The following is a 21,758-nucleotide window of genomic DNA, read 5'->3' as shown; positions in this document are numbered from 1 at the left end:
CCATGCACCAGTTCCTTTTGTTCTCGCCCGAAGTCGCCAATGCCCGCGCGGCCGGCAAGCCGATCGTCGCGCTGGAATCGACCATCATTTCGCACGGCATGCCCTATCCGCAAAACGTGCAGACGGCGCGCGAAGTGGAACAACTGATCCGCGACGCGGGCGCCGTGCCGGCAACCATCGCCATCATCGGCGGCAAGATCTGCATCGGCCTGTCGGACGACCAACTGGAAACGCTGGGCAATTCACCGGACGCGATGAAAGTGTCGCGCCGCGATTTGCCGTACGTGCTGTCGACCGGCAAGCTGGGCGCCACCACGGTGGCCGCCACCATGATTTGCGCGGAACTGGCGAACATTCCCGTGTTCGTCACGGGCGGTATCGGCGGCGTGCACCGTGGCGCCGAGACGTCGTTCGATATTTCCGCCGACTTGCAGGAACTGGCGCAAACGTCCGTCGCCGTCGTGTGCGCGGGCGTGAAATCCATCCTCGACATCGGCCTGACCCTGGAATACCTGGAAACGCATGGCGTGCCGGTGGTGACCGTGGGCCAGCCCGGCTTCCCCGCGTTCTTCACGCGCGAAAGCGGCTATCACGGCGACTTCCAGCTCGATACGCCGGCCGAACAGGCAGCCTTCATCCACACCAAGTGGCAGTTGGGCTTGAAGGGCGGCATCGTCGTCAGCGCCCCGGTTCCAGCCCACGAAGCCATGCCGAAAGATGAAATCGACGCCATCATTGCCCAGGCGTTGAACGAAGCGCGCGACCAGGGCGTGGCGGGCAAGAAAGTCACCCCGTTCCTGCTGGCCCGTATCAAGCAGCTGACGTCGGGCCGCAGCCTGGCCACCAATATCGCGCTGGTGAAAAACAATGCCAGGGTGGGTGCGGAACTGGCCCGAGCCCTGCTGGAGCATCCCGTAACATAAGCCGAGTTCCATCATGTCCATCGACCTGAAACAGTTACGCTACTTCCTCGCCGTCGCAGAAGAAAAGAGTTTCAGCCGCGCCGCGGAACGGCTGCACATTTCGCAGCCGCCGCTGTCGCAACAGATCATGAAACTCGAGAGCGAACTGGGTGTGAAATTGTTCGCCCGCACCACGCGCACATTCGAGTTGACCGTGGCGGGCAAGGCGCTGATGAATGAAGCGGCGGATTTGCTGTCGAAAATGCGCATGACGATCGACACCATCCGCCAGATCGACCGCGGCGAAGTGGGCCGCCTGCGGGTCGGTATCGTGGGTTCGGCCATGTGGGGCCCGATCCCCACCATGCTGGAAGAATTCCAGAGCAAATACCCGCGCGTCACGTGGACCATCCACGAATACGGTCCCACCGTGCAGTACGACGCGCTGCGCGCCAAGCAGATCGACGTCGGCTTCTGGCGCGAACCCAAGCTGGACGAAGACGACCTCAAAAACGATAACCTGCGCCAGGAACTGTGCTTCCGCGAAAACATCTGCGTGGCCATCAACGAGCACCACCCGCTGGCCAAGATGGACGCCATCGAGATGATGGACATCGCGGACGAACCGATGCTGACCCTGGCGCTGGACAAGTCGGCCTTCCCCCGCTACCTGATCCAGTGCTGCGTGAAAGCCGGCTTCCAGCCGCAAATCTTCCAGGAAGCCAACGAGCCGCAAACCTTGCTGGCCATGGTGGGCGCGGGACTGGGCGTGGCGCTGCTGCCGGAAACCACCAGCCGCATCGGCTGGCCGGGCGTGGTGTTCGTACCGATCCGCACCGATCCGCCTTCCGCCAACCTCTACATCACGTACACCACCTTGGACGATGCGCCGGTGGTGCGGGCATTCCTGAACATCCTGAAGCCGCCGACGGCATAACACCAACAAGCGCCTTAATTTAGGGCTGCCTGCTATGATGTCGTTTTAGCGATTCACTGCTCGACACCCTATGGATACTCATCCTCAACTGGTCGTCGTAGGCGGACCAAACGGATCTGGAAAATCAACGTTTGCTCGCAGCTATGCGGAAAAGGTAGGCATCCCGTATCTCGGCGCTGACGACATTGCATTTGAACTATCTCCAGCTGATCCATTTACGGTAAGAGTCGCAGCCGGACGAGAATTCAGCCGCCGACTTTCTCATGCGTTGGCAAGCAGGCAGTCACTTGTTATTGAATCGACATTGGCGGGAGCGAGCTTGGCCCGTAGCCTTGCCAAGGCACGCACAACCGGATACGAAACCACCAGCATTCTGGTTTTCCTGGATAGCGAAGAGCTATGCCTTCGAAGAATCAGTGAGCGAGTTGCTCAAGGAGGACACGATGTGCCGGAAGCTGACGTGCGCAGAAGATTTCGCCGTGTGTTCCCCGTTTTTTGGCAACATTATCGTCCACTTTCAGACCGCAGCTTAATCGTTTTTAATGGCGGTGAATCCTTCCTGATCGTTGCCGAGTCAGAAAACGATAACTGGGAGATTTATGATGCTAACATGTGGGCAAAATTCTCAGCACTAACCGAGGAAGTAAGTCATGAAGACTAATAAGAATGAACGATGGTCAGCCCACTTCGCCCGTATAGGCAACGAAGCGGTCCGGGAGGCGCAGGCCAGAAATCGTCAATTAGGTATCCCTAACTGGTACTCCCTGAACGGAAAATTGGTCAGCGATGCAACCGCTGCGGAGCCGATTACGAAAACCACCACCACCCGGCCCTGATACGCTCAGTGCGTGGCGCCGCCAAACTCCCGCACATCCAAATCCACCGTCAGCGCGGTCTTGACCGCAATCTTCAATCCCTCCACCACATCGTCCAGCGCCATGCTGGGCGCGCCCGGATGGCGCGCCGCCTGCTGTGGCAGGTAGGGAATGTGGATGAACCCGCCCCGCATCGGCGCAAAGCCACCCGCCTTCTGGCGCGTGGCGGCAATGTGCATCAAGCCATAAAACACGTGGTTGCAGACAAACGTGCCGGCTGTCTGCGACACGGAGGCCGGCAAGCCGGCCGCGCGCAATTCATGCACGATAGCCTTGATGGGCAACGTGGAAAAATAGGCCGCCGGACCATCCGGTATCACCGGCTGGTCGACCAGCTGGCGCTGCAGGTTGTCGGGGATCGGCGCATCGTCGACATTGATGGCCACGCGTTCGACCGATAGGTCGCAGCGCCCGCCCGCCTGCCCCACCGCGATCACGATGGAAGGATTGTATTCATTGACGGCGGCCGCCATTTCCGCGATCGACTGGCCAAACACGCAGGCCAGTTGGCGCGCTTCCACCGTGAAGCCCTCCTCTCCCCAGCCAGCCAGCGACCGCACAGCTTCCCACGCGGGATTGATGGGTTCTTTATTGAACGGCTCGAAACCGGTCAGCAATACAGTCTTTTTCGTCATGGCAGGCTCGCTATCACATCAGGAAATACAGCAGCAGTATATTCGCCGCCAGCAGCGGCAGCGCCGTGGGGATTTGCGCCTTGATGACGGCATGCCGGTCCGGCAAATCCAGCAGCGCCGCCGGCACCACGTTGAAATTGGCGGCCATCGGCGTCATCAGGGTTCCGCAATAACCGGAAAACATGCCGATCGCCGCCATCACGGCGGGATTGCCATGGTAGACGCCCACCAGCACGGGAATGCCGACACCGCCCGCCATCACGGGGAAGGCGGCAAAACCATTGCCCATCACGATCGTGAACAGCGCCATGCCGCCGCAATAGACGGACACCGCCACCAGTTTCCAGTCCATGTTGATGTACGACGTGCTGACGTGCGCCACGGCCTTGCCCACGCCCGCTTCGGAAAACAGCAACCCCAGTACCGCCAGCATGTGCGGCAGCACGATGGCCCAGCCCATTGCATCGACCAGCCGGCGGAATTCCCGCGCGCCCTGCAGCGGCGTGGTGCGCAAGGTGCGGCACGCAATGGCCAGCGCGATCACGGACGCCACGCCCAGCGCGGCCAACGTCAGGTGCTTCTGGTCGAACAGGAACAGGCCATTGATTTTCACGTCTTTCAGCAGGGTCGAACACGCCATCGTGACGGCCGGGATAATCAACGCCGGGATGAACAGCCTGTGCCCGAGGCGTTGCGCACTGGCGCGCCGCTCGGATTCGGGCAACACGGACGGCTTGCCCATGCGCACGCCGCCGAACCCCGCCAGCAGCGCCATCGCCACCATCAGCGCGCCCGCCCACACGGGCGGCAATACTTCGCCACCCAGGTACGCCGTGGCGTACAGCACCCAGAACAGCGCGGTGCTCCAGCGGCGGGGATTGGTTTTATCCAGCACGGTCAACACGGACAGCAACGCCAGCATGGCGCCCAGCAGCACATAAAAGTAATCGAGCTTGAAGATCACAGCGCGCTCCCTTGCTGTGCGCCGGCCACGGCCGACTGGGCGGCGGCCACCATTTCCCGCTCCAGTTCCCGGTCCAGCCGCCGCAAATTCCACGCGTGGATCACCCACGCGCAGACGGCCGTCGGAATGCCCCAGACGGCGATGTGCAGCGGGTTGACTTCGATACCCTCGCCGCGCAGGATGGTTTGCATCAGCACGATGGCGCCGAAGGCGACGAAGATATCTTCGCCAAAGAACAGCCCCACGTTATCGGTGGCGGCCGCCATCGCCCGAACCTTGAACCGCAGCCGTTCGCTGATGCCGGGGTGGCGCAATTCGGCCGCCCCTTCCGCCATCGGCGCCACCAGCGGACGCACCATGTTCGGGTGGCCGCCCAGGCTCGTCAACCCCAGCGCGGCGGCCGCTTCCCGCACGGTCAGGTAGACCATCAGGATACGGCCCGCCGTGGCGCCGCGCACTTTGGCGATCACGGCCTGCGCATGTTCGCGCAAGCCGAACCGCTCCAGCAAGCCGATGGCCGCCAGCGGCAATAAGTAAATCAGGGGGAGATTGCGGGTCTTGATGAACGCCTTGCCCAGCGACGCCAGCAGGGCCTCCATCGGCATGGCCGCCGCCAGTCCCGTCGTGAAACAGGCGGCCACCACCACCAGGATCGGATGCGCGCGCAGCACGAATCCCAGTACGATCACGGCCACGCCCAGCAAGGGCCATAAGTTCACTGCTGACTGCATGACGTCTCCTTATGTGGGGAGCGCATATGGTAACGCAGCCTGCGCATAAAAAAAGCCTGCACATGTTGCGATGTGCAGGCTCGGAATGCGGTCGTGCGCGCGGCGCGACTATGTTCAACTGCCGCCATCGTGCACGCATGGCGGCAACTACACGTTTAGAACGTTGCCTTGAACTGCACGCCGTAGGTGCGCGGTTCGTTGACGATACCGGTCAGGTTGTCGAAGTCGATCGCGGCGACGGACTGGATACGGTTCGTGATGTTGCGGCCGTAAGCAGCGATTTCATACTTGTCCCACTTGTAGCCCACGCGCAGGCCGCCTTCGGTCAGGGCCTTGGCGGTGTATTCCTTGGCGGAGTACAGGAACATGTTGTAGGTGCTGCGGTAGGTCCAGTCGGTGTACGCATACAGCTCGCCGTTACCCAGGTCGGTCGAATACTTCAGCGTGAAGTTGTGCTGCCACTTCGGTGCGCGCGGCAGCGGGTTGCCGTTGACGAAAGCCACGGTCGAACCGTTGCGGATCGCGGTCGGATTGGTCACGGTGCATGGAGCGCCGCATGGCGATACGAACAGGCCGGCGTCCTTGATCTCGGTGTCGTTGTAGCTGGAACCGAAGCTGCCGGTGAAGCCCCCGCCCAGGTTAGCCTGCATATCCAGTTCGATACCCTGGCCGATGGCCTTGTCGGCGTTGACCAGCACGTTCTGGTTGACGCTGCCCGAACCGGCGGTCAGCTGCTTGTCTTTCACGCGGTAGTGGAACACGGTGGCCGACAGGCGCGCGCGGCGGTCGAACAAGTCTTCCTTCACACCCGCTTCAAACGACAGCGCTTTTTCCGCGCCAGCCATGGTTGGCAGGCTGTCCAGGCCGAACAGGCGGCCCTGCATGGAAGGGGCGCGGTAGCCGGTCGCTACGCGGGCGAACACGTTGGTGTCCTTGTCCACCGTGTAGGTGCCGCTGACATCCCAGCTCAGGTTGGTGGAGTCGCTGTTCAAGCCGTGCGATGCGGTGCGGTTTTCCACGCGCAGCGCCAGGAAGTCTTTCTTGTCCTTGGTGTAGCGCAGGCCGCCGCGCACTTTCAGGCGGTCGGACACGGTGTAGTTCAGCGTACCGAACAGCGCATACGATTCCGTGTTCTGGAACTGGCGCGCATAGTACGGGTTCTGCGGATTGCCTTTGCCCAGCGAGTCGAAGCTGATCGAATCGATCTGGATGCCTTCGTTGAAGTAGTAGGCGCCTGCGATCCACTGCAGCGGGCCGGCGATCTGCGATTCGGCGCGGAACTCTTGCGAGAACTGGCGGTGGTTCGGCATCAGGTCGGCGGTTTCAACCAGGAACGGGATGAATCCCGGGCCCATCGGCAGCGCGTACGACGCGCCGTAGCCGCCATCCACGTCGGCGCGGCTGAACAGCTTCAGGGTTTCATAGCCGGTGATCGAGTGCAGCGTCACGCCCGGCAGATCCCAGCGCAGGCGAGCGTTGGCGCCACGGGTGCGCAGCCACTGTTCGTTGACGCCGTCGGTTGGATAGCTGTTGTAGTCAAAGCCATCGACCAGGTCGTTGGTGCCTTTTTTCAGGATGTTGGCGCGGAACAGCGTGGCGCTGCCGTTCATGGTGCGCGCATGCACGTTGAACAGGGCGCTGAAGTCCTTGGTCGGCTTGACCAGCACCTGGATGCGGGCCGCACTGTCGTCATAGCCTTCGAAATCCTGGGTACCGGTCGGACGCGGGTTGTGCACGCGGTCGTCGCGGTGCTGGGTCTGGCCGGAGAAGCGCATGGCCACGGTATCGGAGAGCGGCACGTTGAAGGCGCCTTCGATGTTGCGCACGCTATCCTTGCCGAAGCCGACGTTGGCGTAGCCTTCGGTCTTGAACACGGGCTTGGCGGAATCGAGCTTGATCACGCCGGCCGGCGAGTTACGGCCGAACAGCGTGCCCTGCGGGCCGCGCAGCACTTCGACCTGGTCCACGTCGAACACGGGGAAACCCTTCAGCATCGGGTTTTCCATCACGATGTCGTCCATCACGTAGCCCACAGGCTGGGATGCGTTCAAGTCGAAGTCGGTGTTGCCCAGGCCGCGGATGTAAAAGCGCGGGAAGGTACGGCCAAAGTCCGATTCCACGTTCAGCGATGGGGAACGGCCCGCCAGGAAGCGGATATCCTGGCCGCCGGAAGTCAACACCTCCAGCTTCTCGCCCTTGACGGAAGCAATGGCCATCGGCACGTCTTTAATATTTTCGGCGCGGCGCTGCGCCGTCACGATCACAGTTTCCAGCTGGCCGTCCGTCTTTTTCGCGGCAGCAGGTGCGGCGGCCGGCGCGGTGGCTTCCTGGCCCTGTCCTTCATCCGCGTAAGCGGCGTGCAGGGGGAATGCAGCGGCGACTGCCAGTGCGATCAGCGTACGGCTCGCGTACGTGTACGTCTTCGTCATAAACCAACTCCTTGTGGGGGGTGCAACACCAGTTTTTAAAAATTCTGTAAGCGGACTTCGTGGGTCCGATAACGCTGCCGCCGCAAACCACACCTTCGGCGGTGTGCGGCATGCGAAACGTTGGGTGTTCCGTTCAATACCTCGCAAAGCTTTGCAAAAAGCAAAGAAAAAACGACGTAAGGGCGCATCCTAGCACGAAATGTTTTGACGGAAAATTACGGAAATCCCTTTCTTATTTATATTTTCAACATATAAATAACTAACGAAAAACGTATTTGCCATACATATATGCGCTCATGCATAGTAAGGGACTGCCCAAGCGCTATGCAGCGCGCCCGGAAAATGCTAGATGGAAGTTTCCTCAGAGGAGAACGGCTTGTGAGGGCGGGAAAAGCGGCGCAGGTGGCGACAATAATGCACCTGTTTTTCGTGTCGATTTACTATCACGAAAATAGGGGATTTGTAAAAAAGCCACAAACACTGGAATAAAAATTGTTTCAAAATTGTTGCATCGGCACCACATGCCCCTGAAACAATTTAACCAAAAGTAGATATTACGTAACCGCGGTAACCGCAGCCAAATCCGCAACTTTGGCACGGGCGTGCTAAATAGATAAAAAAATCACTATAAATCAGGCGTTTGGCGTGGCAAAAGCTCTTAAAAGAGATTTTTCCAGCCCCAAAAAATATACAATACCGAACTTCCAGGGAGCCAACTCATGATCATGAAAATCAAACAACTCTCCGTAGCCGTTGCCGCTTTGTGCGTGACTGCCGGCGCATTCGCCGCAGACCCGAAGCTGGGCATCGTCTACGATGCTGGCGGCAAGTTCGACAAGTCGTTCAACCAGTCCGCTTTCGAAGGTGCGTCGCGCTTCCAGAAAGAAACCGGTATCAAATTCATCGAAGTACAGGCCAGCAGCGATACGCAGGCTGAGCAGGTACTGCGCGGCCTGGCCCGCAAGAACCTGGACTTGATCGCGTCCATCGGTTTCGCGCAAACCCAGGCGGTGCAAAAGGTTGCCAAGGAATTCCCGAAAGTACGCTTCGTTCTGATCGACGGCGTGGCGCAAGGCGCCAACGTCAACTCGATCACCTTCAAGGAAGAAGAAGGTTCGTACCTGGCCGGCGTGGCCGGCGCCATGGCGTCGAAAACCAAGAAGCTGGGCTTCATCGGCGGCATCGACATCCCGCTGATCCGCACGTTCGCCTGCGGCTATGCGCAGGGCGCGAAGTCCGTCGACAAGAAATCCGAAGTCATCCAGAACATGGTCGGCACCACTGCCGCCGCCTGGAACGACCCGGCCAAGGGCGGCGAACTGGCGCGCTCGCAATTTGAACGCGGCGTCGACGTGGTGTTCGCCGTGGCCGGCGGTTCCGGCAACGGCGTGCTGCAAACGGCCAAGGAAAAAGGCAAGCTGTCGATCGGCGTGGACTCGAACCAGAACGGCCTGTATCCAGGTTCCGTGCTGACCTCCATGGTCAAGAACGTCGGTAACGCGGTGTACGACTCGTTCATGCAGCAAAAGAATGGCACGTGGCAAGCGGGCGTCACCGCCAAGGGCTTGAAGGAAGGCGGCGTGGACTGGGCGCTCGACGAACACAACCGCAAGCTGATCACGCCTGAGATCGAGAAAAAGGTCACGGCTGCACGCAAGGATATTATCGATGGCAAAGTCAAGGTCATCGACATCCGCACTGGCGCCAACTGCCCAGCCTGATCATGTAACACAAGAGAACGCGCCGGCGGGGTCTTCCCGTTCGGCGCGTTTTTTAATCCCCAACCCATTCCAGTGATCCTATGCACCCAGCAGTAGAATTTCGCGGCATTTCCAAGCAATTTGGGGCGGTGAAAGCGAACACGGACGTCAGCTTTTCGATTGCCAAGGGGGCCATCCACGGCCTCGTGGGCGAGAATGGCGCCGGCAAATCGACCCTGATGAGCATCCTGTACGGATACTACCGCGCCGACAGCGGCGATATCCTGCTCGACGGGCAAGTCCAGTCCATCCACAGTTCCCACGAAGCGATCCGGCTCGGCATCGGTATGGTGCACCAGCACTTCATGCTGGTTGAAAACATGACGGTGCTGGACAACGTGATGCTGGGCGCCGAAGGCGGCTTCAAGCTGGCCGGCCAGCGCGCGGGCGTGGAAGCGACGCTGCGCGACATCTGCACGCGCTACCGGCTCGACGTCGATCCGCTGGCGACCATCCAGGATCTGTCGGTGGGTGCGCAGCAGCGCGTGGAAATCCTCAAGCAGATTTACCGCAGCGCCAATATCCTGATCCTGGACGAACCGACCGCCGTGCTGACGGCGCAGGAAACCGAGTCGCTGTTCGAGATCCTGCGCCTGTTTAAGGAACAGGGCAAAACCATCATCCTCATCACGCACAAGCTGCAGGAAATCATGGACATCACGGATACCGTGACCGTGATGCGGGGCGGGAAAGTCGTGGGCGCGGTGCAGACGGCGCAAACGTCGAAGGAAGAACTGGCCAACATGATGGTGGGCCGCCCGATCGAAAACAACCTGCCGCGCGCCGCCTATAACCCCGGCAAGCCGGTGCTGGAAGTGCGCGACCTGGAACTCCGGGACGACAACGGCGTCGCCCTGCTGAACAAGCTCAATTTCACGCTGCGCGCGGGCGAGATCGTCGCCATTGCCGGCGTGTCCGGCAATGGCCAAAGCGAATTGATGGAAATCCTGTCCGGTATGCGCCTGCCGACCTCGGGACAAATTGATTTCGAAGGCAAGGCCCTGCCCTTCGCGGGACGGAGCGATGCCGACGGCTTGCCCCGCACGTTCCGCGAACTGGGCATCGGCCATGTGCCGGAAGACCGCTTGCGCGACGGCGTCATCAAGGGTTTCTCCGTCATGCACAACACATTCTTCGGCCACCAGGACGACAAGGCGCTGAAGAACCGCTGGGGCCTGATCGACTTCAAGGGCATTGCCGAGCGCTGCGCCGGCTTGCTGAAGACATTCGACGTGCGCCCGGCCAATCCGGACTTGCGTATCGGCCTGCTGTCCGGCGGTAACCAGCAAAAAGTGGTGATTGCCCGCGAAGTGCTGGCCAATCCCAAGCTGATGCTGGTGGGCCAGCCCACGCGCGGCGTGGACATCGGCACCATCGAAGCGATCCACCGGCAGTTGCTGGCGCTGCGCGATGCCGGCATGGCCATCCTGCTGGTGTCCGTGGAACTGGAAGAAGTGCGCGCGCTGGCCGACCGCATCCTCGTGATGTGCGGCGGCAGCATCACGGGGGAATTGAAAATCGACGAATTCGACACGACTCGCATCGGTCTGCTGATGGGGGGCATGCATAAATCATGACGACTAACGATATGCCACGCTGGGCGACTGCCTTTGTCCTGCCCGTCCTGAACCTGTTGTCCGCGCTGCTGGTGGCCGCGCTGGTGATCCATTTACTGGGCGAAGACCCGGTCGATTCGATGCGCATCCTCGTCAACAGCGCCATCGTCAATCCGGAAGGCTTGAGCTATACGCTGTTCTACGCATCGACGTTTGTCTTCACGGGTCTGTCCGTGTCGATCGCCATGCAGGCCGGCCTGTTCAACATCGGTTCGGAAGGCCAGATGTATTTCGGCGGCCTCGGTTTGACCCTGGCCATGCTGGCGCTGGACGCTTCGCTGCCGTGGTGGCTGCTGATCCCGGTCGGCATCCTCGGCGCCGCAGTGTTTGGCGCGTTGTGGGCCTTCCTGCCCGGCTATCTGCAGGCCAAGCGCGGCAGCCACATCGTGGTGACGACGATCATGTTCAACTTCATCGCGGCATCGCTGATGAACTTCATCATCGTCAAATACCTGATTCCACCAGGCGAACAAAACACGGCGTCGCGCGTATTCTCCGCCGCCGCCGAGATGCCGCGCCTGAACACGTGGTTCCCCGTGCTGGGCGACACGCCGCTCAACGTCAGCTTCCTGTTCGCGATTGCCGCGCTGGCGATTTACGGCGTCATGGTGTGGCGTTCGCCGTGGGGCTACAAGCTGCGCGCCACGGGCCTCAATAAACATGCGGCGCACTACGCGGGCGTGAAAATCTCCGGCATGATCATCGCCGTGATGGCGATTTCCGGTGCGCTGGCGGGCCTGGGTTCCGTCAACTCCATCATGGGTTCGACGCACTATCTGTCGCTGAATTTTGTCGGCGGCGCGGGCTTCGTCGGTATCGCGATTGCCCTGATGGGCCGCCAGCATCCGGTCGGCATTTTCCTGTCGTCCGTGCTGTTCGGCGCGCTGATCCAGGGCGGCTTCGACCTGTCGCTGGAAAAACCGAACATCCCGACCGAGACGTTCATCTTCATCCAGGGCTTGATCATCCTGTTCTGCGGCGCGATGGAAAACCTGTACGCGCCCGTCATCGTCAAACTGGCCAAGAAGGGGTAACGCCATGACCTTTGAAGACTTGCATATCGGCAGCATCCTGGTATCGACCGTGCGCAATGCGCCGGTGCTGATTTTCGCCGCCATGGCCGGCCTGTTTGCCGAACGCTCCGGCGTCATCGACATCGGACTGGAAGGCAAGATCCTGGCGTCCGCGTTCGTGTCGGCCGCGGTGGCGTTCGCCACGAAAAACCCGTGGGCCGGCGTGGCGGCGGGCGTGGCGGTGTCCGTCGTGCTGGCCACCCTGCAAGGCTACGTGGCCATCACGCAAAAGGGTAACCAGCTGGTGGGCGGCATTGCCATCAATATCGCGATGAGCGGCTTGACGTTCGTGGTGGCGCAGTTCTTCTTCCAGCAAGGCGGCCGCACGCCGGACCTGGGCGAAGCGCGCCTGTTCGACGTGGTGCTGCCGGGCAGCGCGGCGGTTGCCGATATCCCATTCCTGGGCTGGTTTTATACGAAATTGATCGGCGGCCACTCCGTGCTGGTGTACCTGGCGTTCGCGCTGGTGCCGCTGGTGCACTGGGTGCTGTACCACACCAGTTTCGGCCTGCGCCTGCGCGCGTGCGGTGAAAACCCGCACGCGGCGGACGCCGCCGGCGTATCGGTGGAATGGACCCGCTACCGCGCCATGATCATTGCCGGCGTCCTGTGCTCGTTCTCGGGGGCCTATCTCGCCATCGTGCAAAGCGGCTTCTTCCTGCGCGACATGTCGGCCGGCGCCGGCTACCTGGCGCTGACCGCCATGGTGTTCGGCAACTGGCGTCCCGTGTACACCTTCCTCGGGTGCCTGATGTTCGGCTTTTTCGGCGCCGTGCAAATCCAGCTGGAAGGCGTTGACTTGCCGGTGATCGGCCGCATCCCGGGCGCACTGATCCAGATGGTGCCGTACGTCGTGACCGTGGTGGTGCTGGCCGGCCTGATGGCCAAGTCGGTGGCGCCGAAAGCCATCGGTGTACCGTTTGTGAAGTCGCGCTGAGCGGATGGATCAGCCGGCGTATAGCCTGACGATCCGTTCGCCTGCCCCGATGCGGGCGGGAGCCATCGGCGTGTCGCTGTTTGGCGCCGCAGTTGTGCTGACGTCATGGATAAACCATCCCGAACGATGGTTTGTCCTGCAACCGGGCGCGTTGTTCAATCTGGGCATCGCGCTGCTCATGCTATTGTTGCTCGGCTGCATCCTTTACCGCAACCTGTTCGGCACAGAGGTGCTCACACTGGTCAAACACGGCGCCGAGATATCGGCAACCGATGGCGCCATCATCGATTGTCGCGAATTGACGGCGATCCGGCTGCTACCCAGCCCGGACCTGCATTCCTTTGACGGAAAAATGGCGTGGCTGGGCATTGATGACGGTAGATTGCTGCTGGTAACCCGCATTGGCAAGGTGCGATTCGGCTCCGGTTTGTCGGAGCGCGCCGCTGTCGACGTTTTCAGACAGATCGAAGCATTCCGCAGGACCGCCTAAGCCGGCGCATTGTCTTCCGGGCCAGCGTCCCCGCATAATGGCTCAGCGCCGCCGCTGGCGGCATTTACAACGGAGGCAAAGTGCCCCTTCCCGCAAATGCCGTTGTCGCAGCCGCCCTCATCGGCGCCACCTGCTGTGGGCCGGTCTCCGCACAAACCGATGCGCCAGGCGACGCCGCCCTGGCCGTCGGCACCATCATAGAAATTCCCGGCCAGCGTACCGGCCAGCTTTCCACCCGCAATGTACTGAGTTCCGTCGACATGATCGGCGCCGACTTGCTGCACAGCCAGCAAGTCAGGAATGCATGGGAATTGTTTGCCCGCGCTCCTGGCGTCATGCTGACCCCATTCGGGCAAGGCAATGAATCCGGCAAATTATCGTTCCGCGGATTTAATGGCGAAGGCGAAGTCAATGCCGTCAAGCTGCTGATCGACGGCATCCCCTCCAATGACAATGCCGGCGGCATGCCGATGCTGGTTGCCGTCGCGCCGCTGGAAATCCAGCGGATCGAAGTGGTGCGCGGCACCAATGACCCGCGTTTTGGCCTGCACAATATCGCAGGCAACGCCAATATCGTCACCCGCACCGGCGGCAATGACGGCGAAGCGCGATTGGCCTACGGCAGCTTCGACACCAGGCAACTCCAGCTGGTCAAGGGCATGGACGATGGCCACTGGTCGCAGAATTATGTGTTCGCCTACCAGGATATCGGCGGCTACCGCGACCATGCCCGCAGCCACAATCTGACACTGGCCGGCAAATGGTTCTACACCACCGGCGATGGCCGCACGCGCATTGGCCTGAGTGCGCGTCACGCGGAAAGCAAGGCGCAGGAACCAGGCTACCTGGTGGCGGCCGACGCTTATCGCACGCCTGCCGCTTCCTATCCCTACGCGCAGAGCGATGGCGGCAACCGCCAGCTGACCCAGGCCGGACTGCATCTGGACAGCGAACCAGTTGACGGCTTATCGCTGTCCGCCAAAGCCTATGCCAACACCATCGACGACCAGCGCTGGCTGCGCTTTGCCGTCACCGCGTCGCAACAGGAACGGATCATCCATGAAACCCACGTCGGTGTGCTTGGCACCCTGACCTACCGGCCGCAACCTGCCGCGCCGGGCGGCGGTTATGCGATCGAAGGCGGCGTCAGTGCCGAGCGCCAGCACGACCACAGCCCACGCTACAACACGGCCGGCCAGGTCCGGGTGGCCACCACGCGTGACCATCATTTCAGGTTCGACACGCTGGGCGCTTACGTGCAAGCGGTCATCCGCCCGGTTCCATCGCTGAAGATCATCCCGGGATTCCGGGTCGACAAGATCGACGGCCACTTTACCGATCCATCCAGGGGCGTCGCCTATCCGGTCCAGGATTATGGACTCATCAAACAACCGAAATTCAGCGCCGTGTATGCACCATCGCCGGAGGCCAGCCTGTATGCAAACTGGGGCAGGACGTTCCAGGTCGGGGCCGGCGCCGCCGCGTTTCAATCCACGCTTACCAGGCTGCGTCCATCGGTCAACAATGGTGTGGAAGCCGGGATCAAACTGGCGCCGGCCGATTGGATCGATGGCCGCATCGCGCTGTGGCGGCAACGCGCTTCGGATGAAGTCAAACGGCGCCTCAATGACCCGACCGGCGACTCTGAAAACGTCGGCGAGACGCTGCGGCGCGGCGTCGATGTGCAAGTCAACCTGAGGCCGGGCCAACGCATCGTCACCTGGCTGGCTTATGCGTGGCAACGGGCGGCCATCGTCCGGCCCGACCCTGCCGCTCCAGCCACCATCAACCATGAGATCGACCATGTGCCGCGCCATGTGTATTCGGCGGGGCTGGATTTTCAGGCCACGCCGGCGCTGAAATTCTCTGCCTGGGGCAATGGCCAGGGCAACTATTACCTGACCAGCGCCAATAGCGGCGGTAAATACGGGGGGTTTGTATTGCTGAACGCCAGTGCAAGCTGGAAGTTGTCACCCGCTGTCCGGCTGGAATTGCAGTTGAAGAACCTCGCGAACCGCTACTATGAATACGTGTGGATCAATGACCAGACGCGCCATGCGCCGGGCGACGGCCGGGCCGCGTACCTGTCCGCCTATGTGACGTTTTAGGGCCGGGCCAGCGGCAGTCCCGTTTCGCCGATGCCGCGCCAGTAGTCACGCTCGATCCTGGCCAGGTCGACGCCGCGCGCCGCCTTGCTGAACGCTTGCTGCAGTTGCAAGCCTTCCGCCGTGTGCTGGAAGCACACGTGCACGGCGCGCTCGCTGAACAAGTGATCGGCGATGGCAATGCGATGGCGCTCGGCCGGCGTATAGCGGCCGCTGGCCAGCAGGTAGCTCAGCATGCGCTTTTCAATGACGATGGCGCTGAAGCGCAAATGCAGCAACTTGCGCAGATTGGCCTCGTCATTGACGCCGGCTTCGACCTTCAGTTGGCCGGAACGGACCATGCCATCGAATTGCTCGCCATAAGAATAGCCGCTGACAGTCCCCAGCCGTATGCCGTGTAATTCATTCAGCGTGGCGGCAGCGACCGGCTTGTCCGCCAAAAAGGCCACGATGGTCTGGCGGCTGCCGACGGGATCGGAAAAATGGCACAGCGCTTCGCGCTCCGGCGTGCGAAACATCGCCACCACACCGACATAGCGGGGATCGTGCAAACCAACCTCCATGGCGCGCTTCCAGGGAAAATAATCGATTTTCAGGCCATAACCCATTTGGCCCAGCACTGCCTCCAGCAGCGCCCCCGTCAAGCCGTTACCCGGCAATGCGTTACTGAAAAACGGCGGCCATTCCTCGGTGGCAAAATGCATCACGGGCCGGTCGGCGGCAAATGCCGGAGCGCCCAGTACCATGCCGGCCCAGAGGCTGGCCAGTCGCAGCAACCGCATCAGCTTCAAGCATCCTCCTTTCCCAGCGCAGAACCGGTAATAATTGCTGGATTATGCGCTCAAAATTTCCTGCGATGGGAGAGTTTGACTCCGTTGCTGCTTCCCCGACCTGACCTGCGCCCCGGGTGCGCTGATATCCGCCATGCGGAGGAGGCATTGCCTTGTCTTACCCATGCCCCCCATAATGGCCGCGCGCCGCGCCCTGCGGCATCGTTCACGGAGACCAAACCAATGAAAAAAATCACCGCCGCCTTGCTGGCCGCCCTGCTGCTGCCGCAAGCGTACGCGCTCGACCAATCCGCCGCCGTCAAGGCCAGCACCGTGCTGAAGACCCAGAACAGCTGGGATGGCAAAGCGCTGGCTTATCCGCAAGGCCAGGCACAGGTGACCGGCATGCTGATTGAAATCGCGCCCGGCGGCGAAACCGGCTGGCATTTGCATACGGTGCCGTCGTTTGCCATGGTGACTGAGGGCGACCTGGAAGTGCACCTGAAAGACGGTTCCGTCAAGCGGCTGAAGGCGGGCGACATGCTGGCGGAAGTGGTCAACACCTTGCACAATGGCCGCAATGTGGGTGCCGGACCGGTCAAGCTGGTGGTGGTTTACACTGGCGTGGCCGATAGCAAACTGACGGTGATGGAAGCGGCAAAACCTTAAGCGAGGTGTTCCCATGGCTTTCCCTGCCCTGCTGGCCTGCCTGCTGTTTGCGGGCATCAGTCTCCACTTCTGGCGCCGCAATGTACGGCTGAAGCGGGAAAGCCATATCCGCACGTTCGACCTGCCCAAAGGCATCTTCGACAAACTCACCAAGCGCCACCCGCACCTGACCCTGCGCGACTGCCAACTGGTCTCGCACGGCTTGCGGCAATTCTTCCTCGCGCACCTGAAGTCGGGACGGCAGTATGTATCGATGCCGTCACAGGCGGCGGATGACCTGTGGCACGAATTCATCCTGTACACGAAGAATTACGAACAATTCTGCCACCACGCCTTTGGCCGCTTCCTGCACCACACGCCGGCCGAAGTGCTGGACAAGGCCAAACGCAATAACGCGGGTATCCGCCGCTGCTGGCGCTATGCGTGCCTGGAAGAGAATATCAACCCGAAATCGCCGACCCGCCTGCCGCTGCTGTTTGCGCTGGACGCCAAGCTGAGTATCGCCGGCGGGTTCATTTATGCGCTCGATTGCGCCACCCTGCGCGGCGTCGATGGCACCGTGTATTGCGGCGCCGACTTGTCCGGCTGCGGGGGTGGCGGCAGCGGCTGCGGCGGCGACTCGTCCAGCGATGGCGGTTCAGACGGCGGCGCTGACGGTGGCGGCTCGGATGGCGGCGGTGGATGCGGCGGCGGCGGTTGCGGCGGCGGTGGCGGCGACTGAACCCGGCAGTCACCTATGGTGCGCCGCCACGCCGTATCCCGTCCTATACTCGCCTCTTCCCACGACCAAGGAGGCCAGCTATGGCGATGGCGATGGAATTTCACCGGGGCCGGCTGATCGACCACGTGCATCTGCGCGTGGCTGACTTGAATGCCAGCAAGCGATTTTATCAAGCGGTCCTCACCGCGCTGGGCATGCCCGAAGCGCTGGTCGAAGGGCCGGACTTCTTTTACGTCGATGAACTGTATGTCAACGCGGCCGACGATTACGTCACGCGCGTGCACGTGGCGTTCCAGGCCAAGGACCGTGCGATGGTGGAAGCGTTTTACAAGGCGGCGCTGGGCGCGGGCGGTTCGGACCATGGCGCCCCGGGTGAGCGTCCTTACCACCCCGGCTATTACGCGGCCTTTGTCATCGACCCGGACGGCAATAACATCGAAGCCGTCTTCCACGGCCCGTTCACGCGCTCGGCGGACGACGTGGTCATACGGCCGGCTGCGGCATAGCATGGTTTTTGGCCTATACTGCGCGCTTTGCCACGCACGCCAGTCAGGCCATGAAGTCCATCTTTTACCCCGTCATCGTCCTCACCCTATGGACCCTGCTGGTCCAGATCGCCATTGCATTCGCCCGTTTCCGCGCCGGTGCCCGGCGCCAGATCCAGGTGGAGGATTTCAAGTACGGCGAATCGCCCGCCGTGCCGCCGGACGTGTGCATTCCGAACCGCAATTACATGAACCTGCTGGAAGCGCCCATGCTGTTTTATGTGGCGTGCCTCGTGCTGTTTGTGACGGCCGGCGTCACGCATGTTGCCGTCGTGCTGGCGTGGCTCTACGTCGCGCTGCGCATCGTCCACAGCATCATTCACCTGACGTACAACCATGTCGTGCACCGGCTGACGGCGTTTGCCATCAGCAATGGCATGCTTGCCGTGCTGTGGTTGCTGATTGGCGTCCACCTCGCCAGCGCATAGCCATACAACAACACTAGCTTGCTGCAATCGGATGCCGGTGGCACACTGGCTCCATCATGGCCCCCACCCGCCGATATTGCCTCGCCGCCGCGCTGTCTGTTGCAGCCTGCGGCGTGGCGCGCCCGGCCGCATCCAAATCCCCGCCGGCCAAAGGCGCCACCGTCATTTACCCTCTGCACCTTGGCACGTATGACGCCCGCTATGACTACGACTGGCTGGTGCTGCGCACGGCGCTGGAAAAAACCGCCGCGTCGCACGGCCCGTTTGAGATGAAGCAGTTTTCCGAAGCCATGTCGCCGCAGCGCGTGGCGCAGGAACTGGCGCTGCCCCATGGCCGAGTCAACGTCATGGCGCGCGCCGCCGCGCCGGCTTTCGAACGCGATTTCCTGACCATCCGCATTCCCATCGACAAGGGCTTGCTGGGCTACCGCGTGCTGCTGGTGCGCAAGGATGATTTGTCCCGCTTCGCCCAGGTGCGCAGCCTGCAGGATTTGCGCAAGCTGCGCGCCGGCATGGGCAAGGGCTGGGCCGATGTCGCCATCCTGGCCCATGCGGGCTTGCCCGTGGTGGAGGGTTCCGCCCACGAAAACCTGTATGCGATGCTGATGGCCAAGCGCTTTGATTATTTCGCGCGGGGCGTCGATGAAGCGCAGTGGGAAATCAAGGAATACGGGGCGCGCTATCCGCAGATGGCCATCGAGCCGACCTTGCTGCTGCGCTATCCGCTGCCCCGCTACCTGTTCGTGCGGCGCGACGCGGAAGGCGAATCGCTGGCACGCCGCCTGAAAGCGGGACTGGAAACCATGGTGCAGGATGGGACGCTCGATGCGCTGTTCCGGCAGCACAAAAGCGGTGTCATCGAACCACTGCACCTGGACCGGCGGCGCCTGCTGACATTGGCCAATCCCGGCTTACCCGATACGCCGCTGAACCGCCCGGAGTTATGGTATTCACCGGGCGGAAAATAGAACTATGGCCAGATGGCCTGCAAGATGGCAGCGAGCCGTATCCCCGCCCTGGCCAGCTGTTCTTTGGCGATAGCAGACGCCGTCACCGCATAATCGTCCGGCGCCGTCACCGGCCACGACACCTTCGATTCCTTGGTCGGCACCGGCTGCATTGCCCCCACCTTCAGGCCGGCATAGGCGCGCTTTGACACAGCCAGCGATTCCGCCGCCAGCAACGGCGCCCACTCTGCGGGGTCGCCATCGAATTCCGCCACCACCGGTTTGCCCGCCAGCGCCATACGCGCATACTGCTCCGGCGTCTGTGCTTCCACGCGCTTCATGGCATAGTCGACCAGCGGGTAGTCCCAGTAATTGTGCAGCGAGCGGTTCGCTTCCAGCAGCAGCGCATTGCCGCCCACGGCGCTGAACACGGCCACGTCATCGACCTGCTCCGCCTTCACCGGCACCACGTACGCGCCATTTTTGTCCAGGTAAGCATTACCGACATGGAGCGGCTGGTGCACGTCGCCCGCCAGGTGCGCCAGCAACAGCAAGGCTTGCCGCCTGGTGAATTTGTGCGGATTGACTGCCGCGCCATCCTTGCCCTGCAAGACCCAGACCGCCTGGCGCATCGATTGCACGATGTCGTGCCCCCTGGCGCCCACTGCGCGCTGCTGGTATTCCAGCGCCTGGAACGGCACGTTGGTGAAGTGATATTCGATGTGCTGTGGATTGGCCTGCACGTACGCCAGCATTTCCTGCGTTTGCGGGCCGCATGCATCGCCTTTCACGCAATCCATCCACACTGCCGCCTTTTCCAGGCTTTCGCCCGGCAACAGCAAGGCGCGCACCTGCATTTCCGCGTTACTGCCACGCAGCAGCTGGTCGGCGATGGCGCCCACCGTGCGGTGGCCGTCATAGCCCCACGCCCAGGCCGCGGACGATGCGCACAGCGAGGCGGCGCCGAGCACCGCCGCCCTGGTCAACCGCTTCAGCCGCGTCATTCTTCTTTCGCCTTGACCGGTTTCGGGTATTGCTTGTTGACGTCCAGCGGCGCCGCATACTGCGACGTCCACAATTGTTCATGCAAGGCCGCCACGCGCTGCGCCATGGCGGGATTGCGCAGCACCATTTCCAGGTTGCGCGACATGTCGAAATAACCGCCCGCCCAGTTGCTGGTCCCCACCCACGCCAGCTTGCCATCGATGCTCATGGTCTTGCTGTGGATGACGCGGGCAAACGGAATAAACCCTTCCGACGATTGCGGCAACGTCACCACGCGGATTTCCACGTTCGGCACCATGGCCAGGCTTTTCAGGTAATCGATGGCGGGCTTTTCCGTATTCCAGTTCGACACCATCAACTTGATCTTCACGCCCCGCTGCGCGGCAGCGCGCACCGCGTTGTCGATCACCGGGTAATACGGGCGCGTGCCTTTCGGACCATACGACAGCGGCGCGTAGTCAAGCAATTGCACCCGCACTTCGCTTTGCGCTTCCGCCAGCATGGCCGGCAAACCGCGCTCGGAATCGGCCACGCCCACCGGATTGTAGGCATACGGGCTGGCCATCAGGAACGCATCGGGCGCGTAGTTGGCGCTGCTGGACGCATGTGCGATGGGCGCCACGGACTTGCCTTGCGCCAGCTGCGCCTGCGCACGCCAGTCCTGGTCAAAGATCGCCTGGATGTTCGCCACGACTTTCGGGTCCGTGATGCGCAGGCCTGTTTCATGGATGTGCGTAAACGAGCGCCAGTCGAAGTTCTGGCTGCCCATGTACGCCACCTGGCCATCGACCGCCAGGTATTTGGCGTGGATGATGCCGTTGCCCGTCAGCTGGCTGTAATCGAGGATGCGCAGCTCCAGGTTCGGAATGGCTTTCAGGCGTTCGATGGTGGGCGCCTCCGACAGGTTGATGCCCTTCTTGTCGAGCAGGAAGCGGATTTTCACTCCCCGCTTCCCAGCCGCTTCCAGCCGCTCGAACACGCGCTCGAACGGCGAGCCGGGTTTCACCACCGCGTAGAACTGGCCGATGACGATTTCCTTTTTCGCGTTGTCGAACAATTCGCTCCACACGGTGGCGGGGTCGCGCAAATCCGGATTCGGCAGCGCGGTTTCCGACGGGTTGGTCAGCACCAGCTCGTAGCCGGGAATGGAAAAGTCCGCGCGCGCGCAGGTCGATGCGGCGAGCAGGGAAACGAGTAGCAGTTTGCGCATGATAAGCAC

22 protein-coding genes are annotated in these 21,758 nt (G+C 61.7%); 15 read left to right on the top strand and 7 right to left on the bottom strand.

The features are described 5' to 3' along the window. Nucleotides 1–2: 2 nt before the first annotated feature. From GJ700_RS26355 to GJ700_RS26340, 4 genes are all read left to right on the top strand, one after another. Entirely contained in the window at nucleotides 3–923 is a 921-nt protein-coding gene (locus GJ700_RS26355; RefSeq protein WP_154379608.1) for a pseudouridine-5'-phosphate glycosidase, read from the top strand. A gap of 13 nt (nucleotides 924–936) precedes the next feature. Next, nucleotides 937–1,839: a LysR family transcriptional regulator gene (locus GJ700_RS26350; RefSeq protein ID WP_154379606.1), complete on the top strand. Its 903-nt coding sequence runs from the start codon at nucleotides 937–939 to the stop codon at nucleotides 1,837–1,839. A gap of 70 nt (nucleotides 1,840–1,909) precedes the next feature. Further along, a complete protein-coding gene (locus GJ700_RS26345) occupies nucleotides 1,910–2,500 on the top strand; it encodes an ATPase (protein ID WP_154379604.1) in 591 nt (196 codons plus the stop codon). Beyond that, on the top strand, nucleotides 2,490–2,675 hold the full coding sequence (locus GJ700_RS26340) for a hypothetical protein (protein ID WP_154379602.1): 186 nt from the start codon (nucleotides 2,490–2,492) through the stop codon (nucleotides 2,673–2,675). Before GJ700_RS26345 ends, GJ700_RS26340 begins: the two co-directional genes overlap by 11 nt. Before the next feature lie 5 nt (nucleotides 2,676–2,680). On the opposite strand, the gene pcp is transcribed toward GJ700_RS26340, so the two are convergent. From pcp to GJ700_RS26320, 4 genes are all read right to left on the bottom strand, one after another. Next, nucleotides 2,681–3,349 (bottom strand): pyroglutamyl-peptidase I, encoded by a 669-nt coding sequence (gene pcp, locus GJ700_RS26335; protein WP_154379600.1) that lies wholly within the window; start codon nucleotides 3,347–3,349, stop codon nucleotides 2,681–2,683. A gap of 13 nt (nucleotides 3,350–3,362) precedes the next feature. Continuing rightward, nucleotides 3,363–4,313 carry a DUF979 domain-containing protein gene (locus GJ700_RS26330; RefSeq protein WP_371868134.1) on the bottom strand — a complete coding sequence of 317 codons (951 nt, stop codon included), beginning with the start codon at nucleotides 4,311–4,313 and terminating at the stop codon, nucleotides 3,363–3,365. Next, nucleotides 4,310–5,044 carry a DUF969 domain-containing protein gene (locus GJ700_RS26325; protein ID WP_229507260.1) on the bottom strand — a complete coding sequence of 245 codons (735 nt, stop codon included), beginning with the start codon at nucleotides 5,042–5,044 and terminating at the stop codon, nucleotides 4,310–4,312. The genes GJ700_RS26330 and GJ700_RS26325 overlap by 4 nt, the downstream gene beginning before the upstream one ends. A gap of 155 nt (nucleotides 5,045–5,199) precedes the next feature. Next, a complete protein-coding gene (locus GJ700_RS26320; RefSeq protein WP_154379596.1) occupies nucleotides 5,200–7,473 on the bottom strand; it encodes a TonB-dependent receptor in 2,274 nt (757 codons plus the stop codon). A 725-nt stretch (nucleotides 7,474–8,198) separates the two neighbouring features. Between GJ700_RS26320 and GJ700_RS26315 the strand changes: the two genes are divergently transcribed. From GJ700_RS26315 to GJ700_RS26290, 6 genes are all read left to right on the top strand, one after another. Then, a complete protein-coding gene (locus tag GJ700_RS26315) occupies nucleotides 8,199–9,194 on the top strand; it encodes a BMP family lipoprotein (protein WP_154379786.1) in 996 nt (331 codons plus the stop codon). Nucleotides 9,195–9,274: 80 nt separating this feature from the next. Beyond that, entirely contained in the window at nucleotides 9,275–10,810 is a 1,536-nt protein-coding gene (locus GJ700_RS26310) for an ABC transporter ATP-binding protein (RefSeq protein WP_154379594.1), read from the top strand. Beyond that, nucleotides 10,807–11,883, top strand: a complete 1,077-nt coding sequence (locus GJ700_RS26305) for an ABC transporter permease (RefSeq protein ID WP_154379592.1) — start codon at nucleotides 10,807–10,809, stop codon at nucleotides 11,881–11,883. The genes GJ700_RS26310 and GJ700_RS26305 overlap by 4 nt, the downstream gene beginning before the upstream one ends. Before the next feature lie 4 nt (nucleotides 11,884–11,887). Beyond that, nucleotides 11,888–12,859, top strand: a complete 972-nt coding sequence (locus GJ700_RS26300; RefSeq protein WP_154379590.1) for an ABC transporter permease — start codon at nucleotides 11,888–11,890, stop codon at nucleotides 12,857–12,859. 4 nt (nucleotides 12,860–12,863) lie between these two features. Next, nucleotides 12,864–13,349, top strand: coding sequence for a hypothetical protein (locus GJ700_RS26295; protein WP_154379588.1), 486 nt, complete (start codon nucleotides 12,864–12,866; stop codon nucleotides 13,347–13,349). Nucleotides 13,350–13,429: 80 nt separating this feature from the next. Continuing rightward, nucleotides 13,430–15,457 (top strand): TonB-dependent receptor, encoded by a 2,028-nt coding sequence (locus tag GJ700_RS26290; RefSeq protein ID WP_371868131.1) that lies wholly within the window; start codon nucleotides 13,430–13,432, stop codon nucleotides 15,455–15,457. Here GJ700_RS26290 and GJ700_RS26285 read toward each other — a convergent pair. Further along, nucleotides 15,454–16,236, bottom strand: coding sequence for a substrate-binding periplasmic protein (locus GJ700_RS26285; RefSeq protein WP_154379782.1), 783 nt, complete (start codon nucleotides 16,234–16,236; stop codon nucleotides 15,454–15,456). The two genes, GJ700_RS26290 and GJ700_RS26285, sit on opposite strands and share 4 nt — an antisense overlap. Before the next feature lie 231 nt (nucleotides 16,237–16,467). On the opposite strand from GJ700_RS26285, the gene GJ700_RS26280 reads away from it, so the two are divergent. From GJ700_RS26280 to GJ700_RS26260, 5 genes are all read left to right on the top strand, one after another. Next, nucleotides 16,468–16,893 (top strand): cupin domain-containing protein, encoded by a 426-nt coding sequence (locus GJ700_RS26280; RefSeq protein ID WP_154379586.1) that lies wholly within the window; start codon nucleotides 16,468–16,470, stop codon nucleotides 16,891–16,893. Between the two features lie 13 nt (nucleotides 16,894–16,906). After that, the gene (locus GJ700_RS35065) at nucleotides 16,907–17,614 is read left to right on the top strand and encodes a glycine-rich domain-containing protein (protein ID WP_195764021.1); all 708 of its coding nucleotides are present in this window, start codon (nucleotides 16,907–16,909) and stop codon (nucleotides 17,612–17,614) included. Nucleotides 17,615–17,694: 80 nt separating this feature from the next. Further along, nucleotides 17,695–18,120, top strand: coding sequence for a VOC family protein (locus GJ700_RS26270; protein WP_229507258.1), 426 nt, complete (start codon nucleotides 17,695–17,697; stop codon nucleotides 18,118–18,120). A gap of 50 nt (nucleotides 18,121–18,170) precedes the next feature. After that, a complete protein-coding gene (locus GJ700_RS26265) occupies nucleotides 18,171–18,587 on the top strand; it encodes an MAPEG family protein (RefSeq protein WP_154379581.1) in 417 nt (138 codons plus the stop codon). Between the two features lie 56 nt (nucleotides 18,588–18,643). Then, the gene (locus GJ700_RS26260) at nucleotides 18,644–19,555 is read left to right on the top strand and encodes a substrate-binding periplasmic protein (RefSeq protein WP_229507257.1); all 912 of its coding nucleotides are present in this window, start codon (nucleotides 18,644–18,646) and stop codon (nucleotides 19,553–19,555) included. A 2-nt stretch (nucleotides 19,556–19,557) separates the two neighbouring features. Here the strand turns inward: GJ700_RS26260 and GJ700_RS26255 are convergent, their stop codons facing one another. Then, nucleotides 19,558–20,538: a S1/P1 nuclease gene (locus GJ700_RS26255; RefSeq protein ID WP_154379579.1), complete on the bottom strand. Its 981-nt coding sequence runs from the start codon at nucleotides 20,536–20,538 to the stop codon at nucleotides 19,558–19,560. Beyond that, nucleotides 20,535–21,749 carry a phospholipase D-like domain-containing protein gene (locus GJ700_RS26250; protein WP_154379577.1) on the bottom strand — a complete coding sequence of 405 codons (1,215 nt, stop codon included), beginning with the start codon at nucleotides 21,747–21,749 and terminating at the stop codon, nucleotides 20,535–20,537. Before GJ700_RS26250 ends, GJ700_RS26255 begins: the two co-directional genes overlap by 4 nt. Nucleotides 21,750–21,758 lie beyond the last annotated feature (9 nt).

This window comes from Pseudoduganella rivuli (assembly GCF_009674485.1).
GTDB classification, from domain to species: domain Bacteria; phylum Pseudomonadota; class Gammaproteobacteria; order Burkholderiales; family Burkholderiaceae_D; genus Rugamonas; species Rugamonas rivuli_B.
This window is presented reverse-complemented; position numbering and strand designations above follow the sequence as displayed.